A 23,399-nucleotide genomic window follows, 5' to 3' on the forward strand; every position below is an offset into this window, starting at 1 on the left:
CAAGATATTACTTAACCGCTTTCATTTCAATGTCGTCAATACGTAGTCTTGTACCCATGCGTTTTTTAGGTAAGTCCGCTTTATGAATCTCAATGCTTAACTTATCTTTAGCGCCAGAGTCTTTGGTAAAAGTTACTTTTTTCTCAAGTGTGATCCATTGACGTCTTTCTAATTTATCTATTTCGTCAAAGGTCACTTCTATGTCTTGCCCTTCAAAATTAATGTAAACATTTTTAGCAACACGGCCTTTATCAGCCCATACTTTCATCGATAAAATATAATCACCGGCAGGTAACTTAATTGCACCTTCTGGTGTAACCGCACGAATTTTATCAACTTCAACTGTTTCGTTTTTATCAATTTGTCTTAACTCTAGGCTATTAACACCTGTTGCATAATCACCTTCAATAATGCTTAAGTACTTCGCAGAGTTTTCATCAAAATCCCAAAACTTCTGATAATCGTTATTATCTGAATCCTCTGGTACCATAGTTAAAGGACGAGGGTTTTCTTCAAATAAAATAGGCCCTTCAAAACCAAAAAATGCCGGAGCTAGCAAGTTATCAATCGGTTTTTGCCAAACACGTAAATATTCAATTTCAAAATCTACCGGCAACTCTTCTTTATGTGGATAGCCTAACCAATGGAATATTTCTGAATCTAACCAGATTTCCATTGGATTATTTAAAACCCAATCTGTACCTACATCATCTTGAGTAAAATGATGCACTAAACGTCCATCAATAAATAATTTAAGAAAATCTACGCCCCACTCAGCACCATAAACATGAAACTCATCAGCTGTTCTAAACGGCAAGGGTTCAACATGTTGAAATACATTGGTAGGTCTTTGAGCTGGTGGACTCCAGTCATGTGCGGTAGCTAGAGAATTCATTTCTCTGATATTGCCTTTTTTATTTTTTGGATTACCCATTTGCTCGTAAATATCAAGCTCTTGTTCGTAACCTATTGCCCAAAAAGCGCCAGTAATAGCAGCATTGCCCACTTTAGACTTTACTTCCATATAACCGTGTAAAAAGCGCTTCTTAGTTAAAACACCTGCTGTGGTAACAGGCATTGGCGTACCGTCTTTTAACTTACCGTAAGGTGCAGACCCCATACCACCATCAGCGTAAGACTCTTTAATAAAATCGTAATCCGGTTCCCATTTGGTGCGTAATTTTAACTTACCATCTTCAACAATAACGTTTTCAGGAACAAACTGTGATGGCGCACGACCTTTCCAAATATAGTAATCGCCGTGTTGACCTTCAATAAACCATTTATCTTCGTCTAACTTTGTTCCTTCAAACTCATCACTAACATCTTGATTTAATACCCAACCACCTTGGTTAGTTTGATCACTAGCAGGCATTACTACACTTGATTGCGTCGCTTCAGAAACCACGGTTTCTGCTTCAGTTGTTTGACAGCCAGTCATAGCGCCCGTTAAACATAAGGTACTAAAGCATAAAGTAAACTTTTTTAAATTTAATTTTCTCATAGATTTTTCTTCTTTTTTCTCATCACTATAAAGTATTTAACTGATTAAACCTTAGCACAACAGCATACCTACATAAAGGTCATATGTTTATTTGAAATACAAATTTACAATATATGCATTTACCCTCAGCCTATAAAATAAAGCGTTTCCGCTAAGTAACTTAATATTATGAGGTTTATTCTACGACTCAAACACTCAACTCAATACCATCTATTTTAGTTGGGTGATGATCTATTCATGATTAATAATTTCATTGCCCCAATAATAGTTAAAACCTATCAATAAAATAGATTTATTCAATTATACCTATCGAGTGTCGTTCCATATACTTATCCCAACTTAAACAAAAGCACTGAACAAAACGTTCAAACTTACATTAACTTTGGAGAGCAACATGACTCAATCAATTATCAACTCAAAATTACTTCCATTTAAAGCAACAGCTTATAGCAAGGGTGACTTCATTGAAGTAACTGAAGCTGACTTAGCAGACAAATGGTCTGTAGTATTTTTCTACCCTGCTGACTTCACCTTTGTATGTCCTACAGAATTAGGCGACATGGCAGACCATTACGCACAACTTCAAGAAATGGGTGTTGAAGTTTACTCAGTATCAACTGATACACACTTTACACATAAAGCATGGCACGACAGCTCAGACACTATTGGCAAAATTCAATACCCAATGATTGGTGACCCAACAGGAAAAATTACACGTAACTTCGGTGTAATGATTGAAGAAGACGGTTTAGCACTTCGCGGGACATTTGTAATCAACCCAGAAGGCGAAATTAAAATTGCTGAAGTTCATGACTTAGGTATAGGCCGCTCTGCTAAAGAATTAGTTCGTAAAATTCAAGCAGCACAATATGTTGCAGCGCACGACGGTGAAGTTTGTCCTGCAGCTTGGGAGCCAGGTTTAGAAACATTAGCACCTTCTTTAGATTTAGTTGGAAAAATTTAATTACTCTTTTTTCCAATCATTACAAACCTTGTTTTAATGTTGTTTACTGTGCGTAAAACAAGGTTTGAATCTTTACTTTACATAGCAACATTCGCTAAGGATTTTCAACATGTTAGATACAAACTTAAAAGCCCAATTACAGAACTACCTACAAAATTTAACGTCGACAGTTGAATTAGCAGTGTTTTTAGATGACGGCGCAAAATCAAAAGAATTAAACGAATTAGTGCAAGAAATTGCAACCATGTCACCCCTTATCCAACTAGTAGAACTCGATGGTAGCAACGAACGCGCTCCATCAATGCTAGTAAGATCCGTAACCAACAACACTGAAATACGTTTTGCTGGGATCCCAATGGGACATGAATTTACCTCACTGGTATTAGCCTTGTTACACAGTGGCGGACACCCAATAAAATTAAGTGAAGAAATTATAGAACAGGTGCGTAATTTAGAAGGCGAATATGCCTTTGAAACCTACGTATCGTTAAGCTGTCAAAATTGCCCTGATGTTGTTCAGGCACTCAATATGATGTCAGCAATCAATCCACAAATTACCAATGTAATGGTAGATGGCTCGGTATTCTCACAAGAAGTTTACAGTAAAGATATTTTATCAGTTCCCGCAGTTTACCTAAACGGACAACCGTTTGCTCAAGGCAGAATGTCTGTGATAGAAATACTCAACAAAGTAGATGTAAATGCAGGTTCGCGCCAAGCAGACGCCATTAATAAAAAAGAAGCTTTTGATGTATTAGTGATAGGTGGCGGTCCAGCGGGTGCATCTTCAGCTATTTACAGCGCACGTAAAGGGATAAAAACAGGTGTAGTAGCCGACCGTTTTGGCGGACAACTACAAGACACCATGGCCATTGAAAACTTTATCTCGGTTAAAGCAACCGAAGGTCCAAAACTGGTTGCCAGCTTAGAAGAACACGTTAAAGAATACGACGTAGACATTATGAATGGTCAACGCGTTAAAAAGATCATTGAAAGTGATGTAGTGGGTGGGCTGATCCAAGTTCAACTTGAAAACGACGCCATTCTTCAAACTCGCTCAGCCATTATTGCCACAGGAGCAAGATGGAGAGAAATGAACGTACCGGGCGAGCAAGAATACAAAGGTAAAGGCGTAGCCTACTGCCCACATTGTGATGGCCCATTATTTAAAGGTAAGTCAGTCGCGGTCATTGGTGGTGGTAATTCAGGCATAGAAGCCGCAATCGATTTAGCGGGTATTGTAAGCCATGTAACGGTTTTAGAATTTGATTCAAGTTTGCGAGCTGATGCGGTTTTACAAAACAAAGCCCGATCATTAGGCAACGTGGAAATTATTATGAATGCACAAACCACCGAAGTATTAGGTAACGGCAATCATGTAACAGGTCTTAACTACTTAGACCGCCAAACCAATGAAACCAAAAGCGTTGAGTTAGCGGGTATATTTGTACAAATTGGTTTAGTGCCTAACTCGCAGTTTTTAGAAGGTACGGTAGACTTAACACCACGTGGTGAAATTATGACTAACAGCCATGGCGAAACAAGCGTTGCAGGTGTTTATGCGGCAGGTGATGTAACTCACACACCTTACAAGCAAATCATTATTGCAATGGGCAGTGGCGCAACAGCAGCACTAGGTGCTTTTGATTACTTAATTAGAACACCAAATGCAGCTGAAAAAATAGTGACCGAGAAAGAAACTCAAGCGGCTTAATTAAGTTCGCTCAGTTAAGCTAAGTAATTCAATAGCCATACCGTTATTTTAATTGAAGTAACGGTATAACTATTTTATTAGTCATGGGTATGTACGAGAAAATGCACAAAATCTTGTTCGGTTAGCGGTTTAGAAAACCAATATCCTTGAAAGTACAAACAGCCGTTATTCTTCAATTCAATGTATTGTTGTTCCGTCTCAACACCTTCGGCTATTACATCAAAATTATGAAGCTTAGCAATCGATAAAATAACATCAGACATTCCTCTAAGCGGAGATAAATTGTCCATATCTCCACTCACAAAGCTTCTATCTATTTTCAAACAATTTAAGGGATATTTTTTAAGTTGATTAAACGAGGTAAACCCCGTACCAAAGTCATCTAAAGATAGCCTAAAGCCTATTCTTCTTAGCGCTACTAATATTTCAATTACTTGTAAATCAGTCTCAACTAGGCTCGTTTCAGTAATTTCCAACTCTATTTTGTATGGGTCAATTCTATATCGATCAACCAATTGTTTTATTCGGGGTACAAACTCTTTATTACGGAGTTGATTGGCTGAAATATTGATCGAAAAAAAATCAATGTTTGATGACTTTAATACGTCGATTTTGGTAATTATGTTAAATGATTCATTAAGCACCCAAAAATCTATTTCTTCGATTAAACCATAAGACTCTGCTACAGGAATAAATGTATCAGGACCGTATTCAGAAAGCTCTTCTCTATCACACCTAAGGAGCAATTCAGCTCCAGCAACTTTTTTAGCACTGCAAAAAATAGGCATAAAAACCATATGAAACTGGTTGTTTTTAAGCGCTTTAACTAATTCCTTCGCTATATGTTTTTGCTCTACAAACTGTTGACCCAAAGACTCCTCAAATATTTGTACGTTATTTTTACCAAGCTGCTTAGCATGTCTCATGGTCATATCTAAGTTATCTATAATATTCGTAAACTTTCCATTTAAACGGTTTGTTCGTACAACAGCAACAGAAGCAAAAATTTTAGTTGGGTTCTCTAACATAATAGACAACTGGCTAACGGCTAATTTTAGCTCGTCAACAAGTGGAATTATGTCTAGTTCTTCAGGTAGGTTGGTTAAACCAATGATAAATTCATCACCAGAAAGCCTTGCTATATATTGTGATTTCGCGCTTTGAATTATTTCTTCTTTTTCTATAATGTTCAGTAACTTTCCTGCAAGTTGCTGAATCAACTTATCTCCTGTATCAAACCCAAAGGTATCATTAATTATACGAAAATTATCAATATCTAAAGTAATAGACGTAATAGACGTAATGTTGGTATTTACATGACATTCATCTAGCCACTCATTATACCCATGCCGATTAGCTACACCTGTTAGCGGATCTTTTTTGGACTCTTGATCTCGTGCATCTTTTTGATGCCTTGAAAAATAAGCAGAATAAGCTGTAAAAATAATAGTTAATATAAAAGACGAGGCAAGTTTTAAGGTATCAAGTTGCTCGCCATGCAAAATAGTCAGCGCCAAAAAAATAAATATAGAGGGTATTGAAATTAATAACGCTAACCGAATAGAAACTAAAAAGAAAAGCCCTACAATTGACGGAAATGTATAAAAAATACCATGAAGACCAATATAATAACTAGATAATGCTAAGCAGCACCACATCGAAATGATAATACTGGAGAGATTTTTATTACTGATTTTATTATCTTTGATGCTTTTAAAGTTAATAGCAAAAACAATTGCAGTAGTAACTAATGAAAATGCTAAAAGAAAATTCCCTTCTATGAAATGTACAACGGCAAATATAACGACAGGAATAAAACAAAGAACTAAAAACAATCGAGAATGACGCTGATTTAATACGAGCATCTGAGAATATTATCCTTAAAAATAGGTCCTTCTGTGAAGCCACGAGTATATAGTAACAAATATTTTAATTGCAAATTAATTATAAGCCTTACATATCAACAATTTAATCTATACAGTTGTTTTCCTAAGCTATATTAGCCTTTCAACATTGATATTTTTGTGTATAACAGGCGAATCTTTCCATCTAATAGCGGACTATTAGTAATAAATTCAACGAAGTTAGGCATAAAAATAGCTTGTTGAGTAACTTGGCTTATCCTGAGTTAATTAACAAAGCTTGATATAAATATACTCCTCCATTTGTTTTAATTGATCATACTTGTTCCCATTATTTCAGACGCTTCCATCACAATAACTAATGCTTGTTTATCGTGTTGGTTAATAATAGTTTTTAGCTTTTCAATTTCTCTAGAGCCTACCATAACAAAGAGTATTTCTTTAGAGCTCTCCATTGTTAAGTTTTGGCCTGATAATATTGTACCTGTTCTCCCTAGCTCTGCAGATATTTTACTTCCCAAAAATTGAGCATTATCTGAAACAATATGAACCACTTTTTCAGAAGCACCACCACTGAGCATTTTATCAATAATTTTTGCTGTAACATAAATACTTATTAAGCTCCATAACGCTAATTCCATATTTTGATAGATGATAGCAATAGCAATAATAATTAACGTATCTAATACAAGAATGGCTTGGGCAGGTTTAATAGATGAGTAGTTAGCAATTATTCTCGCTATTATTGTCGTACCGCCTGCAGAAGCCTGACCTTTTATAATTAAAGCGACGCCAACACCGATACAAATCCCCCCATAAAGAGTTGAAAGTAACATCTCTGAAATTGATGGAAATACAAATAAACTTGGATACACGCCAATAAATAGCGATGTCATTGAAACTGAAAAAACTGTTCTAACAGCAAAGGCAGATGAAATAAACTTCATCCCTGCCATTATGAGTGGAATATTAACGATTAACATAGCTAATGAAACAGGAATATCAGTAATATAATAAATAATTATCGACAAACCCGGAGTACCGCCAGTCGCAACCTTAGCCGGTAGCAAAAAGGCGGTAACCCCAAAAGCAAGCAAAGCAGACCCTAAGGTAATTAAAAGAATATTTTTTAACTCTGCTGTAACTACTTTCATTGTTATTTTTCCAAAGCATTGAACGTTTAAGACAATTGTATCACTTAACATCAATCATTAAGGTGGTTTACTTTCGAACTACCTATAATTTCACAGACATTAAGTGTCAGTAATATTGTTCAAATACCCCCTTTCATCGACCTTTTAACGCAACTAACAACAACTCTAATACATTCCATTTTTGAATAACCACTTTTTAGCATAATGGATAATTATTGAATTAGTTTTAGCTCAGTGAACAAAATAGAATTGATGCTATTGCAAATTGTTTTACTTCAGCTTACTAGCAATACTGGCCAGTTCGTTTATATCAAGCACGTTATAGTCAGGTTTTTCAGCAAGTGGAAATAACACTTTACCTTGGCGACGTACAAAAGCCGTTTGCAAGCCCGCCTTTTCAGCACCTGCAATGTCCCAACCATGTGCAGCCACCATTAATGCTTCATTAGTATTAATTCCTAAATGTTTAACTGCCCATTGGTAAGTAGTTAAATGTGGCTTAAATACACCAACAGATTCGATACTTAAATTTTCAGAAAAATACTGACTTAAATTGGCATTTTTAAGCTGTAGCTTAACCCCTTTTAACGACGAGTTCGTTAGAGTAACCAACTTGTAACCTTGCGCTTTTAATTTTGCTAAGCCTTGTGCTACATCATGATGCGCAGGCAATGAACGTAGTGGCGTTAAAATAGCATTTTTAGCTTGTTCTTGAGTTATAGCAATATCATTAATTTCAGCAACCATTTGCAATGAAGCAACTCCGATATTACCAAATGTTTGATAATCTCCAGTAGCAGAAACCACCAAAGAGTGATGTAACATAGTTGAAAACCATAGAGGTAATAGCTCTTCACGGCCATTCAGCGCCTTACCAACTGATGCTTTCATATTTTCAAGATCTAATAGTGTTTCATTAACATCAAAAATAATCACTTTAGGTTTAACTAAGTGAACCTCTAATGTATTGTTATTATTAGCTAATACATGACTACTCAGTATAGATAAAATGGTTAATAGTACTGATAAAAAACGTAATTTCATAAAACCTCAGGGTAAATATTATTGAATAAAATAAATGAGTGAGGATAGTAACATTAATTCTTGAACGATTGTTCAAGAATTTGAGGAATGAAAATAACGAATAAGTAATAAAATATTAATTTTTGTAGTTGATATAAACAATTCTAAACTCATAGCTTAAATATATTCATACCAACTACCTTCTATACTAATCTCTATGTACAATTATAATAATTAGCCACCATTTGTTCCCGGATCTTCTCCCCCTATACCAATTTCTTCCTCATGATATAACGATATCTTATAGCCAATAGCAAACTCACTTGGTACTGTTTTAGGCTGAGTAATAACTAAGCCTTGTCCGTTTAACTGCCAATCCACTCTTTCAGTGCTACCCAGCATTTCAATGCTTTTAATTTTTCCCTCAAGTACAGATAAATTAATATTAAATGTTTGTATTACAATATCTTGTGTTGGAGCGGCCATAACAAAAGCAAAAATTGTATTATTACCTTTTTTGGTAAAACGAATATCTTTATTCGTGTATTCAATTTTTTGTTTTTCAATTTTATGACCTCCGCGATTAATACGTGTAGGTCCTTCACCAAAAACAGCCCACGGGCGAGTTTCATAAATACCTTCACCATTAATTTCAAGCCACCCACCTAATTTGGCCAGCATACTTTTCATTTCAGGAGGTATTGATCCATCTGGATTAGGTGGAACGTTTAATAACATTAAACCGTTTTTAGCAACAATATCAATTAAGATATCTACAATTTCATTAGGGTTTACAAATTTAGCATTTTCGTAATAAAACCAAGCTCCTGGAGAGGTATCTGTCATCCAAAATTCATCTTTTAATTTATTCGGACGACCACGTTCATAATCTAAAACTCCTACGCTTTCTGGAAATGAGTTGTTTTTATAATTAATAACGACTTCTTTACCCCACTCTTTGCCTTTGTTGTAATAATAGGCGACAAACTTTTTACGGTATTCTTCATTCAGCACCTCAACCCACCAATCAAACCAAATAACATCTGGCTGATATTTGTCGATCACTTCTTTCAGCATAGCAAACCAACGTTCATGAAAGTTCTTATTGGGTGTAAAGTCAGTTAATTCATGTTGATCGGTATATAAATCTGCATTTTCTGCGGTAGCATCAAATTTATAAGCATTCGCATAATATACCCACGTAAAAGCATGGTGAAACGATGTTAAAAATTTTAAATCACGTTTTTCTAATGCTATTTTAAGTTCACCTGTTATATCTTTCCCGGTAAAATCTTTAGCATTCCAGCGTGTAACTTCACTGTCCCACATAGCAAAATTGTCGTGATGAACAGCAACAGGCCCTGCAAATTTAGCACCCGATAATTTAAATAAATCAGCCCACTCTTCAGCATCAAATTTATTTGGATTAAACTGCTTTATAATATCTTTATATCCAAATTCAGTAGGATTTCCGTGCGCTTCAACATGATGCTGATAAGCATAAGACGATTTAGGTTGTTTATCTTCCCCGTATAACTTTACTTCACCAGTTTTCCAGTCATACATTTCATCCATGTACATATCTAAGCCATACCAGCCAGAAGCCCATTTCATACCAATATTAGCAGTAGAAGTTGGCCCCCAGTGCGTATAAATACCTAATTTTGCATCTTGAAACCAGTCAGGTTTATGATTAACTTGGCTTAACGAATCCCAATCTTCTTGATAAGCATCTGCTTTTTTGGTGTTTATCTTTTGAGGTTCTGATTTTTGTATATTCGTAGGCTGATGAGGTTGCTCTTCGTTACATCCAGTTAAATTAAAAGCAGTTACTGAAATAATACTCAAAAAGCATAGTTTATAAAGTTTCATATGTGACAGTTGTTTTTATATTTAAATTTGTACTTTTAAATATAACAGTATATTACTTGTTTTAAAAGCGTATCTAATAAGTGCTCTAAGCATCGTCCCAGCAGTATGATTTATATACCCGTTATCATTCAAGGTGTAGGTTTTAGCCCCATAGAGAAGTGCTTAAGTGGTAACGAGTATAGATCAAATAACCCCTTTCATTGAGCCTTTAACGCAACTCACAACAGCTCGAATACATTCCATTCTTGAATAGCCTGTTCTCAACATAAGAGATATTTGTCGATTAGGCTTTGGATCAGTAAACGGAATATAGTTAATGGTATTGGTAGCCGTTTGATTAAGTGTTGCTAGCTGCGGCAATAAGGTAATACCCATATTGCTTGAAACCATATAACGTAAGGTTTCTAAGCTGGTAGCTTGAAAACGATGGTCTTCTTTAGCGCCAGCAGTAAAACAAAAACCTAATGCTTGGTCGCGTAAGCAGTGCCCGTCTTCTAGTGTGAGTATTTCGTAATTAGTTAATTGGTCTAAGTTTACCGTTTTTTTAGCCGACAATGGATGTTCATTTGAAGTAGCTAAAACTAAAGGTTCTTCAAATAAGTCGTATCTATCAAACTTATCCATCTCATCTAGCCAAGGTAAAATAAGTAAATCGAGCTTGCCCTCGTCTAGCGATTTTAAAAGATTTTTGGTTTTATCTTCATGTAAATAAAAGTTTATTTTCGGTAGTTTTTCATTTAAATCTTTCATTATATGAGGCAATAAATACGGCGCTAAAGTAGGTATTAACCCAATATGTAAATCGCCTGAAAAGGGATCTAACAAAGCTTTCGCTGAAGCTTCAAAACTTTGTGCTGCTCTTAATACATTGCGTGCTTCTGCCACTAAACGCTCACCTGCGGGTGTTAACATTACTTTTCGGGTTTGGCGTTCAACTAAAACAAGTCCAAGCTGCTCCTCTAACTTCATAATTTGACCACTTAACGTGGGTTGGCTAACAAAGCATGCTTCTGCTGCACGGCCAAAATGCCTATGTATATCAATAGCATCTAGGTATTCTAAATCACGAATTTTAATCATAGTACCTTCTACTTTAGTTACTTTATTTGTAAATAGCTAAAACCTATCACATAAATAAAATCAATCTATTTTAACTATAATACAGTAAGTCATATGATAAACGTACTAAAACAAACGAGGTACATATTATGGCTGAAGTAACGGTAAGAGAATTTATGTTAGAGCATCCACTAACAATCAAAGGTAATACGCCTTTAGTGGTTGCGGTAGAATTATTAATAAATAAGAAATTAGCCGGTTTAACTGTGGTTAATGAGGCAAATGAAGTAACAGGGTTTATCTCTGATTATGATTGTCATAAAGCCATGCTAATGAGCAGCTATCATTGCGATAATCCAGTATCAGTTGGTGATATTCAACATACGAATTTTGTAGCGATTGATCCTGACGACGGTATAGCAGACATTGCCATTAAATTATTGAAAGAGACATCAAGCTTATATTTAGTTATTGAAGATAAACAATTGATCGGTACGTTAACAAGACACAACATTTTAAATGCATTAAATAAAAACTTAACGCTATGTTCAAAAATTTCAGTAAACCGTTAACAACAAATAATAAATGCTTTTATCTATCTGTCATAAAAAGATAAAAGCATTTATTTTATGTTCCGCTTTAGTGCAACATTGATATCCCTCCGCCTATTTTAATGCACCCATCCTTCATTATATTTATCATAAAATAAAATTTCCAAATAAAAACAAGTAGTTAATTATTTGGTATTAGAATTGCTCTATTACTCACTACAACCTTCCAACATATTAATAATTAAAGTGAGAAATCATGGCTTATATTGAACCCAGTGAATTCGTAACCAAAATGGTCGATGCCGGTGAACAAAAAGTTTACATGTCGACTAAAGATACTATTATTCGTGCCTTTATGGCTGGCGCTATTCTTGGCTTAGCCGCTATTTTTGCGATTACCGTAGCAACTAAAACTGGCAGCCCTATTTTAGGCGCTTGTTTATTCCCTGTTGGCTTTATTATGTTGTACCTAATGAAGTTTGATTTACTCACCGGGGTATTTACGTTAGTGCCTTTAGCCTTATTTGATAAACGACCTGGCGTTACCTTTGGCGGTGTTATGCGCAATTGGGGCTTGGTGTTTGTCGGTAACTTTGCCGGCGCAATGACCACCGCTTTCTTTATGTCGTTTATTTTAACTTACGGTTATTCGGCTGATGGTGGTGCTATTGCCGCTAAAGTCGCTTCAATTGGTGAGTCGAGAACTTTAGGCTATCAAGAGCACGGTATTGGTGGTTGGTTGACTATTTTTATTCGCGGTATGTTGTGTAACTGGATGGTGTCTATGGGCGTGGTGGGTGCGATGATTTCAACTTCTGCTGGGGCTAAAATGGCGGCTATGTGGATGCCGGTTATGTTGTTCTTCTTCATGGGGTTTGAGCATTCTATTGTGAATATGTTTTTATTTCCGTTTTCTATGATCATGGGTGGTGACTTTACCGTTTACGATTACTTACTGTGGAATGAAATTCCTACAGTTTTAGGTAATTTAGCGGGTGGCTTGTTGTTGGTAGGTTTACCCCTTTATTTAACGCATGTTAGAACGTCGCCTGAGCGTAAAATTTCGTAAACGAATAACATTTTAGATTGTTAAAATATACAATGTTAGGCTTCGTAATTAGCGTTATGAAGCCTTTTTTTATTTATCTTTTACAACAAAGCGACTCTGGTAAACTAAGCTATCTTCTTTAGGAATAATACATGAGCAAATCACTGAGTGTCAGTATTGGTGGCGCAACCGATAAAGGTGTAAAAGCCGTTAATCAAGATTTCTTAGGTAGTATTACACCTAAAGAACCCATACTCAGTACTAAAGGTATTGTCCTTGCCATGGCTGATGGCATCAGCTCAAGTAAAGTAAGTCAAATAGCCAGCGAAAGTGCCGTGGGTAGCTTTTTAACCGATTATTATTGCACATCTGATTCTTGGTCGGTTAAAAGCTCAGTGCAAAAAGTGATTAAGTCGGTCAACTCGTGGCTTTATGCACAAACCCGCAATAGCCCTTATCGATTTGACAAAGACAAAGGCTATATTTGTACGTTTAGCGCCTTGGTTTTTAAATCAAATACTGCGCACCTATTCCACTCAGGCGATACCCGTATTTATCGTTTATCGGGTGATAATTTAGAACAACTAACTGAAGATCACCGTCGTATAGTTTCAGCTGATGTTACTTATTTAACACGTGCTTTGGGTATAGACCAAACCTTAGAAATAGACTATCAATCTCAAACCATCGAAAAAGGCGATATATTTATTATCGCCACCGATGGTGTATATGAATTTATTAAAGGTCCCGCAATTGTTGAAGCAATTAACTATTCTAAATCTTTAGATGACGCAGCTAATAACATTGTATTGAAAGCACTTGAATTAGGTAGTGACGACAATCTAAGCATACAAATCGCACGCGTTGAAAATGTTCCTCAATACCAACTAGATGAAGTTCATCAACTTACCATGCTGCCGTTACCGCCAAGATTAACGCCACGAATGGAGTTTGATGGTTATGAAATACTGCGCGAAATATACATTAGTAGCCGCAGCCACGTATTTTTAGCACGCGATAAAGACACCAACGAAACGGTTGTTATCAAAACCCCTTCAACCGAACTACGAAACGACACAAAATATTTAGAACGATTCATGTTGGAAGAATGGATAGCTAAACGGGTAAATAATCCCAATGTAGCTAAAGCGATTGAATCCAAACGTAAGCGTAACTATCTGTATTTAGTAACAGAATACATTGAAGGTATTTCGCTAAACCAGTGGATGATAGACAACCCTAAGCCAAAGTTAGAACAAGTTCGCGACATTATTGAACAAGTGGCTAAAGGGCTACAGGCTTTTCATCGTCAAGAAATGATCCATCAAGATTTACGTCCTAACAACATCATGATTGATAGCAGCAATACGGTAAAAATCATTGATTTTGGTTCAACGTTTATCGCTGGAGTGACGGATGCAAACACTGAAGACGTAATGCGTGGCACCATTCGATATTCAGCTCCCGAGTACTTTTTAGGGCAGCTAGGCACGCAACAATCCGACATATACTCACTAGCAGCCATCACCTATCAAATGCTCTCAGGTGAGTTCCCCTACGGAAATGCCATTGCACAAGCAAATAGTCTATCGGCTCAAGAAAGACTGACTTATCGTAGCTTGATCACTAAAGACTCAGAACTTCCTCTATGGTTAGACTATACTTTGAAAAGAGCGTTGCACATTAACCCATTAAAACGGTACACCGAATTATCAGAATTTATTCACGATATTCGTCACCCTAATAAAACCTATTTAGCTAAAACTAAACCTCCTTTAATGGAACGAGATCCGGTAATGTTTTGGCAGGGAATAAGTGTAATTTTATTTATTATTGTTATCGCTCAAGCCTTATAAATACTAGGATTAATACAGCGTGTATATTCAAATAAAAGCTTGTCACTTTATTTTCATGTTAGTGACTTAAAATACAAGAAAATAAACTATTTTAAAAAATAACGAATATTTATTTAAGATAGACGGTCTTATTCACAGAGCTTTGGAGATAAGTCCTCCAAAGCAGATAACATAAAAATATTACATAAATAACGAGGAATAATCATACACATGCTTACTAGCCAATTAGAAATTCTTGAGCAAGGACGCTTATATCTGAACAGTGTTACACAAGAAGATTACGTAGAAATTATTTCTCCAAACTTTATCAGTTCAGCAGGCTCTCATATTCGTCATATTATTGATCATTACCAATCCGTTATTACGGGAATGGAAACTGATCTTATCGACTACGATTTACGCTTACGTGGTAGTAAAGTGGAAGAAAATCCGCAATTAGCTATTAACAAACTTGATGAAATAGCCGCTTGGATGAAAAGTTTAACGAGTAGCGATTTAAACCGCACTATTCCTTTATCAACAGAAGTAAGCACCAGCAATAAAGAAGTGCAAGTAGTACAAACATCGGTGGCGAGAGAGCTTATTTTTGCAGGTAGCCATGCTGTTCATCATTACGCAATGATCACTCAAATAACCTTCGCACAAACCACTACCGCCAACACCGCATTTGGTATTGCGCCAGCTACAGCCACCTATTTACGTGAGAAAAACGCTGTAACTCAATAGTGATAAATAACTCATCACAATTTTAAATCGCTTCAAGTAGGTATGTAAAAATTTATCTTTACATACCTACTTAAATGTATATTTACTCTGGCTTATACCCGTTACCAATCAAGAGGCTATTTCAGAGCACTTGAGCGATATCAATTCAAGGCAATGCTTTGTAATAATGGTCGTTCCCTTATAAAAAGCATTAACGAAGAAGTGATTTTGCTCAAGCGCTTCTTCGATGGGTCTAAAAACAATTTATGCTTCGTTATTAACTTTAGTCAGGTTCCTACATGGATGTATGTACTTAGATTTTGTTTGGAACGTAAAATCTGTGCCTAAATTGTTTTTAGTTCCCACTGAAACCCGCATCTTGAATGGTAACGGGTATATAACTTAAATAAGCTTCTCTATCTTTACCCAAATACAACTTCAACAATTTGTCTGGTGCGTTAGGTAAATCAACACTTAACAATAATCCCGGTGTATGATTAAAATTAATATCTATCCCCGTACAATGGAAGTTAGCACCCAATTTATAATATTGTTTTAGTAATACGGGAATGTCTTTCCCGTCAGCTTCTATGCCTTCAACTAATGCTGATAACTGTTCTAAATTCACGGTATTTTCACGTAAAAAGTCTTGTGCTTCAGGGTGTAAGCTTCCTTTAAATGGAGCCTTAGCTTCAACACCTTCACGTTTGGTCACCACAACTTCATCAATTAAAGCCACTGATCTTGGATCATACAATTTACTTAGCGATACTGTGCCGTATAAAGTTCTGTATTTAGGATTTTTACACACATAAGCGCCTATGCCCTTCCAAAGCAATAACAAGCCATGAAAACTGTTTTGATGCTCTGCAACAATAAATGAACGCCCCATTTCTAAACATGGTTGATTTTGATTAATAAACTCAGGTTTAAAGTTAAACATTTGCGATAAATACAGCTTAGACACATCAGCGTCTTTTTGAAGTAAGTCGGTTTGGCCTATACGGTAAGCGCCAATAATTTCTTCATTTTGATGATCGAATATAAATAAGTGCATGTAAGTTGCGTCAAAGTGATCGGTATCGCACGCTTCGCCGCTACCCTCATTGAGTTCTCGAAAGGTTATTTCTCTCAAACGTGTAATTTCTTGCACACAGGTAGGTATTTGATGCTGATAACCGTAATACACAGTAAACGATTTAAACTTAACTAATTGCTGTTCTTCAGGTAATTCAGCGAGCTCTTTTGTCATTAATCCTTGGTCTGACATGGGAATAATATCTTTAAATTCTGTTACTTCATCGTCTTCTACCCAAGGTGTTAAATAGGTTTCGTCATTTAAATAACATTGTAATCTTACAAATTCGTTCATACTTTTAATACCACTAAATGCGTTAAGCTGTTCAGGCTTAATCAGGTTATTTGCCACTAAATTAATTTGATGTTGCTGTAGTTTTACCATTTCTCGGGCTAACATGAGCAAACGAAAACGGTAATAAATTTGCCCCATTTTATGAAACAGTTTGCTGTTAGTACCTGAAATAAACACAGGCAAAATTGGTGCTTTCTTTCTAACGGCAATTTGAATGGCAATTCGGTTCCATTCTGCGTCAGTTATACGTTGTTTTTCAGGCTGAAAAAACGAGACTCTTCCTGCCGGAAACACCACCAACAAACCTTCATTATCAACATGTTTAAAACATTGTTTTATCGCAGAAGTGTTTATAGGCGCTTTAGGTTTTAACGGGTTAGCAAAAATAAAATAATCTTCAATTTCTTTAAAAACGCGTAAACCTAAATTCGCCATTATTTTAGTGTCTGCGCGATAGGCGGTCAGTATTTTAGCAATAATAACGCCTTCTACCATGCCGTAAGGATGATTACATACAACAATACAGCGTCCTTCTTTAGGAATTTTAGATATAACGCCAGCACCACCGACAATTTGAACGCCTAATTGATTTAGTAGTCGCTCTGAGAATTCTTGTTTTTCTAATCCCCATAAATCACCTTTTACATAAAGCTGATGCAGCTTATCAATACCTAATATCTTATCTAACAAAGGTGAAATAGGCCTTAATACATTACCTAATAAGGTATCTGGTAGTAGCGACGCTAATCGTAAATCGGAAATATTTTCATTGGTTTTATTCATAAAGTTCGCTAACAACAAATTCTAAAATAGATATAAATTCAAGCTTATGCACAAAAGACCGAGTTTTCTACCAAAAGTATTCATTTCTCCTAATTAACGCTTAACTTCTTATTTCCTGACAATAATTGTACTAGGAGGTTACCTGTATATTGTTTACTATTGTTAACTGTCTACTATTTTAAAAAATACTATTGCAAGGGGATCATATGAAAACGGTTGTTATTACAGGAGCAAATCGCGGCATAGGCTTAGGTTTTTTAAATTATTATTTATCAAATGGTTGGCAGGTTATTGCGTTATCACGTAGTGCTATTGATCAATCAACATTAAATCGCAACATAGATGAATGCTTTCATAACCTAACAGTAAACTTACTCGATGAATCAAGCATTAATAATACGGCTAAAAGCATCAACAACTTGTGTAACGGTATTGATTTACTAATTAATAATGCGGGCGTGGCCGAACATGAAGTATTTGGTGAATGGTCACAAGCCGCTTTAACCACTAACTTTCAAGTGAACAGTGTAGCACCAGCCTTACTAACACAAGCGTTATCGCCTCAGCTCAACCAGCATTCAAAGGTTATTCAATTATCTTCTGGTTTAGCGTCTATCAAAAATAACTTAAGTCCACTTGAAGGTTTTGACAGCTATTGCATGAGTAAAGCCGCAGTTAATATTCTTTCAAGACGATTAGCTTTTAAACTTGCTGATAAAAAAATTATTGTTAATGCGATAAGTCCGGGTTGGGTAAAAACCGATATGGGCGGACCAGAAGCACCAGCTACCATTACTGAAGCGGTTAACACCTTAACTCAAACAATAGAAATGTTATCAATGGAAAATAGCGGTAAGTTTCTTGATGAAAATGGTAAAAAAATTGATTGGTAGCCATAACACTTGCATTGCATTACATTATTATTCACTTACACCGCTTAACATTATCTAAAGCGGTGTTATTCTCACACTTAATAAAAGTAACAAACACAAAAATAGGCTATTAAAATTCACCGTATGTTTCCCTGATGGATCACCAACATTTATGATAAATAAACGCTCAAAAAAATCATCATTAAAAAAACAGGCACGCCACATCATAAAAGCCGCCACGTTAAGCTTTACTTTATTGATTACCGCCTGCTCCTTTGCACAGCCTAGCGCACTAAAAATAAACACACAAAATAACACGAATACAATAAGTACCGAATCTTGCGCTGCGCTGAATCAACCTGACTCAAAACCTTTATCTGAACATTTAGCTCCTTTTTCACAAAAAATGGAAAATAGCACGGGTGTATATGTACTTGAAGAAGGCATTGAATCGCTATTGTCTCGTGGTTGGTTAACCCATAAAGCTGAAAAAACAATTGATATTCAGTATTTTATTTTTTCAGCAGACAATATTGGATTAATTGCTGCTGACTACTTAATACAAGCGGCTGACAGAGGTGTAAAAGTTCGTTTGTTAGTAGACGACTTAATGGTGGACGCGGAAGGTGATGAACTATTAAAACTCGACGCGCATAAAAATTTATCAATAAAAATATATAACCCTTTAGCAAATATAGGCAAAAATATTCTGCAAAAAATCGCCAACCTCACCACGAGTTTTCACGGCTTTAATCAACGTATGCATAACAAAACCTTTACCGTTGACGGAAAAATATCGATAACGGGTGGACGTAATGTGGCTGACGAATACTTTGGCTACGACCACAAATATAATTTTAGAGATCGTGACGTATTACTACTTGGCGGATCAGTCAGCACAATTGAAAACTCTTTTGAAGAGTTTTGGAATGATCCATTAAGCGTACCTGTAACTGAGCTAGTTAAAAGTGAGTTTGACTATACTGATGAAGCTGACTCTGGTTTTGGTAATTACGATGCACTTCACCAATACGCTTGTGATCCAGAAAACTATGTTCCGTCTGTACGTAAAAAAATGAATAAAATTCCTGAAGCATTTTTACAACAAGCGGCTAACGGCAAAGTACATTGGTTACAAAATGTTGAATACGTATCAGACATACCAGGTAAAAATAACCAAAATAAGTTTTTAGGTGGTAGCGGACTTTCTACTGACAAACTTATTGAGCTAGTGCGTAATGCGAAAAAATCAGTGATCATTCAAACCCCTTATTTAGTAACAACAGAACTCAGTAGAAATTTATTTAAAACACTTACCGATAAAGGTGTAGAAATAAAAATACTCACCAATAGCTTAGCCTCTAACGACAATTTAGAAGCTTTTAGCGGCTACCAACGTGACAGAAAAAAATTACTTAAAACAGGGGTTAAAATTTACGAATTTAGACCTGATGCAGCTATCCGACAAAAAATTATGTCGGAAGTTATGGATAAACAACTAACCACTCCGCCTATTTTTGGCTTACATTCGAAATCTATGGTGATAGACGATAACATAACCGTTATTGGTACTTTTAATTTAGACCCACGTAGCGCTAATTTAAATACCGAAAGTATTACTATCATCCCTTCAAAAGCGGTAACAAAAGACGTAAAGAAAGGTATGCTTGAAGAAATGGAACCACAAAACGCATGGCAAACTACATTAGATTGGAACCCAGATGACGAGGTTGGTTTACTAAAACGAATAAAAGTAAAGTTACGTAGAGTTGTACCTAAAAATATTCTTTAACTAATAGGTTTATGGATGAATAACGAAAGAGAAAACAAAATATACCTAAGCAGTCATATTGATGAACCGCTAAATGAATCAAATTAGCCGTATTTCAATACGTTCTTACACCAATAATATTCAGAGCCATGCACACAGTTATCATCAACTTGTGTTGCCCTTGCACGGCTCTATTGATATTAGCGTAGGTGAATTTTCTGGCTTAGTAAGTATGGGTGATTGCGTTATTATAAAGTCGGGTGAAACTCATCAATTTAAAGCGCACGAAAATGCTCGATTTATTGTGGTAGATACGCACATTCTGCCTGAAAACATTACAGATTCGCCTAACGAGAAAGTATCAATTAACGCCCCGCTGCTCGCCTTTATACAATTTATTGAAACGCAATTAAATCATCATATTAACCAAGAAATTGAAGCATTTACTTTCCAGTTTTTTTATCAGCTTTTAGCGCAACAACCGCTATCGAATAACATAGATAAACGTCTAAACAAAGTGCTCAGTTACATTAGCCAACATCTAACAACAGAGATCACCAATACACAGCTAGCGCAACTCGCCTTTCTTAGCGTTACACAATTTAAAAAAGTATTTAAAGACAACATAGGTGTAACCACTCAACAATACATCATTCAACAAAGAATGGACAAAGCTAAAACGCTACTGACTCATACCGACACGCCTATCGCCATAATTGCAGAGCAAGTGGGTTATCAAAGCCCTTCTGCTTTTAGCCGAAAATTTAAAGCCTATTTTGGTAATTCGCCAAAGGCGTTTAGTCGTTGGAAGTAGAAAAAACTGAATATTAACCACAGAGGTTGGTAAGGTTAAAAAAGAATAATCATTAATAACCCCGTCTTCTCAAACAAAAAAAGCGTCCTTTCTGCACACTTTAATTTATAAATAGTCAGATAATAGATCTTTTATAAAACACCTTGAGTCATATTGTTATGGCAACATTTTTTGGCATTTTAGCCATTGTTATGTGGAGCTGCTTAGCTTTGTTAGGCGTTAATACCGCTGATATTCCGGCGTTTCAGTTGTTGTCGATGTGTTTTTCTATTTCAGCTTTATTAATGTTTATTAAGCGACTCATTTTAAAAGAGCGTTTATTTGCTCAACCCAGTTTAGCTATTAAGCAATGGTTAGTCGGTATTGCTGGATTATTCGGTTTTCATTACTGTTATTTTGCTGCGCTGAAAGTAGCCCCAGCCATTGAAGTTAGCCTAATTGCTTATTTATGGCCAATGCTTTTAGCGTTATTTTTAGCAACTAAAGCGACTCGATTTAAAGCATTAATAGGTAGCTCAGTCGGTTTTATTGGTGTGAGTTTTATTATAGTGGGTGACGCTGATATTATGTATAACCCCACCTATGTAAAAGGCTATGTATTGGCCGCTTGTTGCGCGTTGTTATGGTCGACTTATTCTTGGTTCTTTTCAACGTCTGAGAGTGGCTCTGCTAATACTGTTGATAATATTGGTTGGCTATCGTTGGTTGTTGCTGTGCTTTCTCTTGTGGCACATTTTCAATTAGAGGCGAGTGATCCGTTAAACACATTAAATTGGCAGTTTACGAGTAAGCAATGGCTGAGTATTATTTTATTAGGTTTAGGCCCTGTTGGCGGTGCTTTTTACTTATGGGATATTGCATTAAAACAAGGTAACAAAAAACTATTAGCGTCTTTGAGTTTTTGTACTCCGCTAATATCTTCTGTTATTTTAGCTGTTGTAGGGCTTAACATGTGGTCTTCAAATATACTGATTTCGTTAAGCTTAATACTGTTAGGTGCGCTAATATCCAATATAAGTATTCAATCGATTACAAACTTTTCAATTAAAAATATAAGGCGAAAAAATGCAAATAAACTGGGATGATTTTCAAAAAGTCGATTTAAGAATTGGCACTATTATCGAAGTAACCGAATTCCCCGAAGCACGTAATCCTTCATATAAAATGAAAATAGACTTTGGTGAAGAAGTCGGCATTAAAAAGTCGAGCGCGCAAATTACGGTGTTATATAACTTAGAAGACTTATTAGGTAAGCAAGTACTTGCCGTGACTAATTTCCCGCCTAAACAAATTGGGCCTTTTATGTCGGAATGTTTAGTCACCGGCTTTTACGACAGCAATGGCGCGATAGCATTAGCCATGCCTGAATTTAATGTACCTAATGGCGCTAAGCTGATCTAATAATGAAATGGGTATAAGCTATTTTTTATAATATAAAAAAGAAAATCCCCATACTTACTACAACTGTTAACAAGGTATTGCGCGTAAAGTAAGCCAACAAGCAAGCGATAATCGCGCCTACTAAATAACTGTTATGAATACTTATATATAACGCATGCTCTTTTACAAAAACCAAAGGAGCAATAATAGCGGTAAGTACAGCCGGTGCTGCATAACTTAAAAATTGTAGTGTGCTTTTGTTTAATTTAAGTGGCAGCTTGGGCTCTAAAAACAAATAACGACTGATAAATATAATGAGGGTCATTAAGCCTAACGTTAACCAAATCATGATGCTTCACCTGTCATTTGAGCGTATAAGGTTCCGCATGCCATACCAATAAGGGCTGAAATTAATAAGCCAGCTTCAATATTTAACACGCTACATACTACCGAACCTACCAACGACACCAATACACAAACCAATATTGATTTAGCTTTGATCATAGGAATAATTAATGCGATAAAAGTAGAGGCAATAGCAAAGTCGAGCCCCCACTCTTCCATATTAGGAATGGCTTGTCCGGCAATAATACCGATGAGCGTGGCTATGTTCCAAAATACATAAAAACTTAACCCACCACCTAATGCATACCAGCGATCAAATGTATGCTGTTTATTCGGTGTTTTTCGTGTTGTAACTATGGCAAAGAGTTCGTCTGTTAATAAAAATCCTAACGATAAACGCCACTTTAGCGGTAAAGGGCTAATGTCTTTTCTTAGCGCCATACTATAAAGCAAATGCCGAGAGGTTATTAACAGCGTGGTAAGCAAAATACTGGTTAAGCCAATACCTGCCTTTATCATACCTAATGCAACCAACTGAGCAGCGCCCGCAAAAACAATGGCCGACATAGCTTGCGACTCTAACGATGTTAAGCCGACTTCAATGGCATAAGATCCGGCTAATATCCCCCACGGAATAACAGCAATACACAGCGGAAGCGTGGCAATAACACCTTGCCAAAAAGATTTATGATTTGATTGAGCAACATAAGTTTCAGGTTGAGTTAACGTAGACATATCAGCTTAAATTTA

At 36.1% G+C, this 23,399-nt stretch carries 20 protein-coding genes; 11 read left to right on the forward strand and 9 right to left on the reverse strand.

Features of this window, described 5'->3' with window-relative positions:
* Positions 1-7: 7 nt before the first annotated feature.
* Positions 8-1,504 carry a family 16 glycosylhydrolase gene (locus B0X80_RS06650; protein ID WP_077339056.1) on the reverse strand — a complete coding sequence of 499 codons (1,497 nt, stop codon included), beginning with the start codon at positions 1,502-1,504 and terminating at the stop codon, positions 8-10.
* Positions 1,505-1,898: 394 nt separating this feature from the next.
* On the opposite strand from B0X80_RS06650, the gene ahpC reads away from it, so the two are divergent.
* Together ahpC and ahpF are read left to right on the forward strand one after the other, a co-directional pair.
* Positions 1,899-2,468, forward strand: coding sequence for an alkyl hydroperoxide reductase subunit C (gene ahpC, locus B0X80_RS06655; protein ID WP_077339057.1), 570 nt, complete (start codon positions 1,899-1,901; stop codon positions 2,466-2,468).
* A 109-nt stretch (positions 2,469-2,577) separates the two neighbouring features.
* Positions 2,578-4,182: an alkyl hydroperoxide reductase subunit F gene (gene ahpF, locus B0X80_RS06660; protein WP_077339058.1), complete on the forward strand. Its 1,605-nt coding sequence runs from the start codon at positions 2,578-2,580 to the stop codon at positions 4,180-4,182.
* A 77-nt stretch (positions 4,183-4,259) separates the two neighbouring features.
* On the opposite strand, the gene B0X80_RS06665 is transcribed toward ahpF, so the two are convergent.
* The 5 genes from B0X80_RS06665 to oxyR form a co-directional block, all read right to left on the reverse strand.
* A complete protein-coding gene (locus B0X80_RS06665) occupies positions 4,260-6,047 on the reverse strand; it encodes a putative bifunctional diguanylate cyclase/phosphodiesterase (protein WP_077339059.1) in 1,788 nt (595 codons plus the stop codon).
* Positions 6,048-6,352: 305 nt separating this feature from the next.
* Positions 6,353-7,198, reverse strand: a complete 846-nt coding sequence (locus B0X80_RS06670; protein ID WP_175623890.1) for a YitT family protein — start codon at positions 7,196-7,198, stop codon at positions 6,353-6,355.
* Between the two features lie 270 nt (positions 7,199-7,468).
* Positions 7,469-8,242, reverse strand: a complete 774-nt coding sequence (locus tag B0X80_RS06675; protein ID WP_077339061.1) for a haloacid dehalogenase type II — start codon at positions 8,240-8,242, stop codon at positions 7,469-7,471.
* Positions 8,243-8,455: 213 nt separating this feature from the next.
* Positions 8,456-10,093 (reverse strand): alpha-L-fucosidase, encoded by a 1,638-nt coding sequence (locus B0X80_RS06680; RefSeq protein WP_077339062.1) that lies wholly within the window; start codon positions 10,091-10,093, stop codon positions 8,456-8,458.
* Positions 10,094-10,276: 183 nt separating this feature from the next.
* On the reverse strand, positions 10,277-11,173 hold the full coding sequence (oxyR, locus tag B0X80_RS06685) for a DNA-binding transcriptional regulator OxyR (protein WP_077339063.1): 897 nt from the start codon (positions 11,171-11,173) through the stop codon (positions 10,277-10,279).
* Between the two features lie 128 nt (positions 11,174-11,301).
* Here oxyR and B0X80_RS06690 point away from each other — a divergent pair, with 128 nt between their 5' ends.
* From B0X80_RS06690 to B0X80_RS06705, 4 genes are all read left to right on the forward strand, one after another.
* Complete coding sequence (locus B0X80_RS06690) at positions 11,302-11,724, forward strand: CBS domain-containing protein (RefSeq protein WP_077339064.1); 423 nt, start codon at positions 11,302-11,304, stop codon at positions 11,722-11,724.
* Between the two features lie 235 nt (positions 11,725-11,959).
* On the forward strand, positions 11,960-12,772 hold the full coding sequence (locus B0X80_RS06695) for a formate/nitrite transporter family protein (RefSeq protein ID WP_077339065.1): 813 nt from the start codon (positions 11,960-11,962) through the stop codon (positions 12,770-12,772).
* 131 nt (positions 12,773-12,903) lie between these two features.
* Positions 12,904-14,607, forward strand: a complete 1,704-nt coding sequence (locus tag B0X80_RS06700; protein ID WP_077339066.1) for a bifunctional protein-serine/threonine kinase/phosphatase — start codon at positions 12,904-12,906, stop codon at positions 14,605-14,607.
* A gap of 210 nt (positions 14,608-14,817) precedes the next feature.
* Entirely contained in the window at positions 14,818-15,333 is a 516-nt protein-coding gene (locus B0X80_RS06705; RefSeq protein ID WP_077339067.1) for a DinB family protein, read from the forward strand.
* A gap of 334 nt (positions 15,334-15,667) precedes the next feature.
* Here the strand turns inward: B0X80_RS06705 and B0X80_RS06710 are convergent, their stop codons facing one another.
* Positions 15,668-17,467, reverse strand: a complete 1,800-nt coding sequence (locus B0X80_RS06710) for a bifunctional lysophospholipid acyltransferase family protein/GNAT family N-acetyltransferase (protein WP_077339068.1) — start codon at positions 17,465-17,467, stop codon at positions 15,668-15,670.
* A gap of 206 nt (positions 17,468-17,673) precedes the next feature.
* Between B0X80_RS06710 and B0X80_RS06715 the strand changes: the two genes are divergently transcribed.
* The 5 genes from B0X80_RS06715 (at position 17,674) to B0X80_RS06735 (ending at position 22,325) form a co-directional block, all read left to right on the forward strand.
* On the forward strand, positions 17,674-18,360 hold the full coding sequence (locus tag B0X80_RS06715) for an SDR family NAD(P)-dependent oxidoreductase (protein WP_077339069.1): 687 nt from the start codon (positions 17,674-17,676) through the stop codon (positions 18,358-18,360).
* A 151-nt stretch (positions 18,361-18,511) separates the two neighbouring features.
* A complete protein-coding gene (locus tag B0X80_RS06720) occupies positions 18,512-20,131 on the forward strand; it encodes a phospholipase D family protein (protein ID WP_077339070.1) in 1,620 nt (539 codons plus the stop codon).
* A gap of 73 nt (positions 20,132-20,204) precedes the next feature.
* Positions 20,205-20,924 (forward strand): helix-turn-helix domain-containing protein, encoded by a 720-nt coding sequence (locus B0X80_RS06725; RefSeq protein ID WP_077339071.1) that lies wholly within the window; start codon positions 20,205-20,207, stop codon positions 20,922-20,924.
* Positions 20,925-21,082: 158 nt separating this feature from the next.
* Positions 21,083-22,009 carry a DMT family transporter gene (locus B0X80_RS06730; protein WP_077339072.1) on the forward strand — a complete coding sequence of 309 codons (927 nt, stop codon included), beginning with the start codon at positions 21,083-21,085 and terminating at the stop codon, positions 22,007-22,009.
* Positions 21,990-22,325 carry a tRNA-binding protein gene (locus tag B0X80_RS06735; protein WP_077339073.1) on the forward strand — a complete coding sequence of 112 codons (336 nt, stop codon included), beginning with the start codon at positions 21,990-21,992 and terminating at the stop codon, positions 22,323-22,325. The genes B0X80_RS06730 and B0X80_RS06735 overlap by 20 nt, the downstream gene beginning before the upstream one ends.
* Before the next feature lie 25 nt (positions 22,326-22,350).
* Here the strand turns inward: B0X80_RS06735 and B0X80_RS06740 are convergent, their stop codons facing one another.
* Both B0X80_RS06740 and B0X80_RS06745 read right to left on the reverse strand, forming a co-directional pair.
* Positions 22,351-22,653 carry an AzlD domain-containing protein gene (locus B0X80_RS06740; RefSeq protein WP_077339074.1) on the reverse strand — a complete coding sequence of 101 codons (303 nt, stop codon included), beginning with the start codon at positions 22,651-22,653 and terminating at the stop codon, positions 22,351-22,353.
* Positions 22,650-23,384: an AzlC family ABC transporter permease gene (locus tag B0X80_RS06745; RefSeq protein WP_077339075.1), complete on the reverse strand. Its 735-nt coding sequence runs from the start codon at positions 23,382-23,384 to the stop codon at positions 22,650-22,652. Before B0X80_RS06745 ends, B0X80_RS06740 begins: the two co-directional genes overlap by 4 nt.
* Positions 23,385-23,399: the final 15 nt, after the last annotated feature.

It is taken from the genome of Pseudocolwellia agarivorans (assembly GCF_002000085.1).
GTDB classification, from domain to species: domain Bacteria; phylum Pseudomonadota; class Gammaproteobacteria; order Enterobacterales; family Alteromonadaceae; genus Pseudocolwellia; species Pseudocolwellia agarivorans.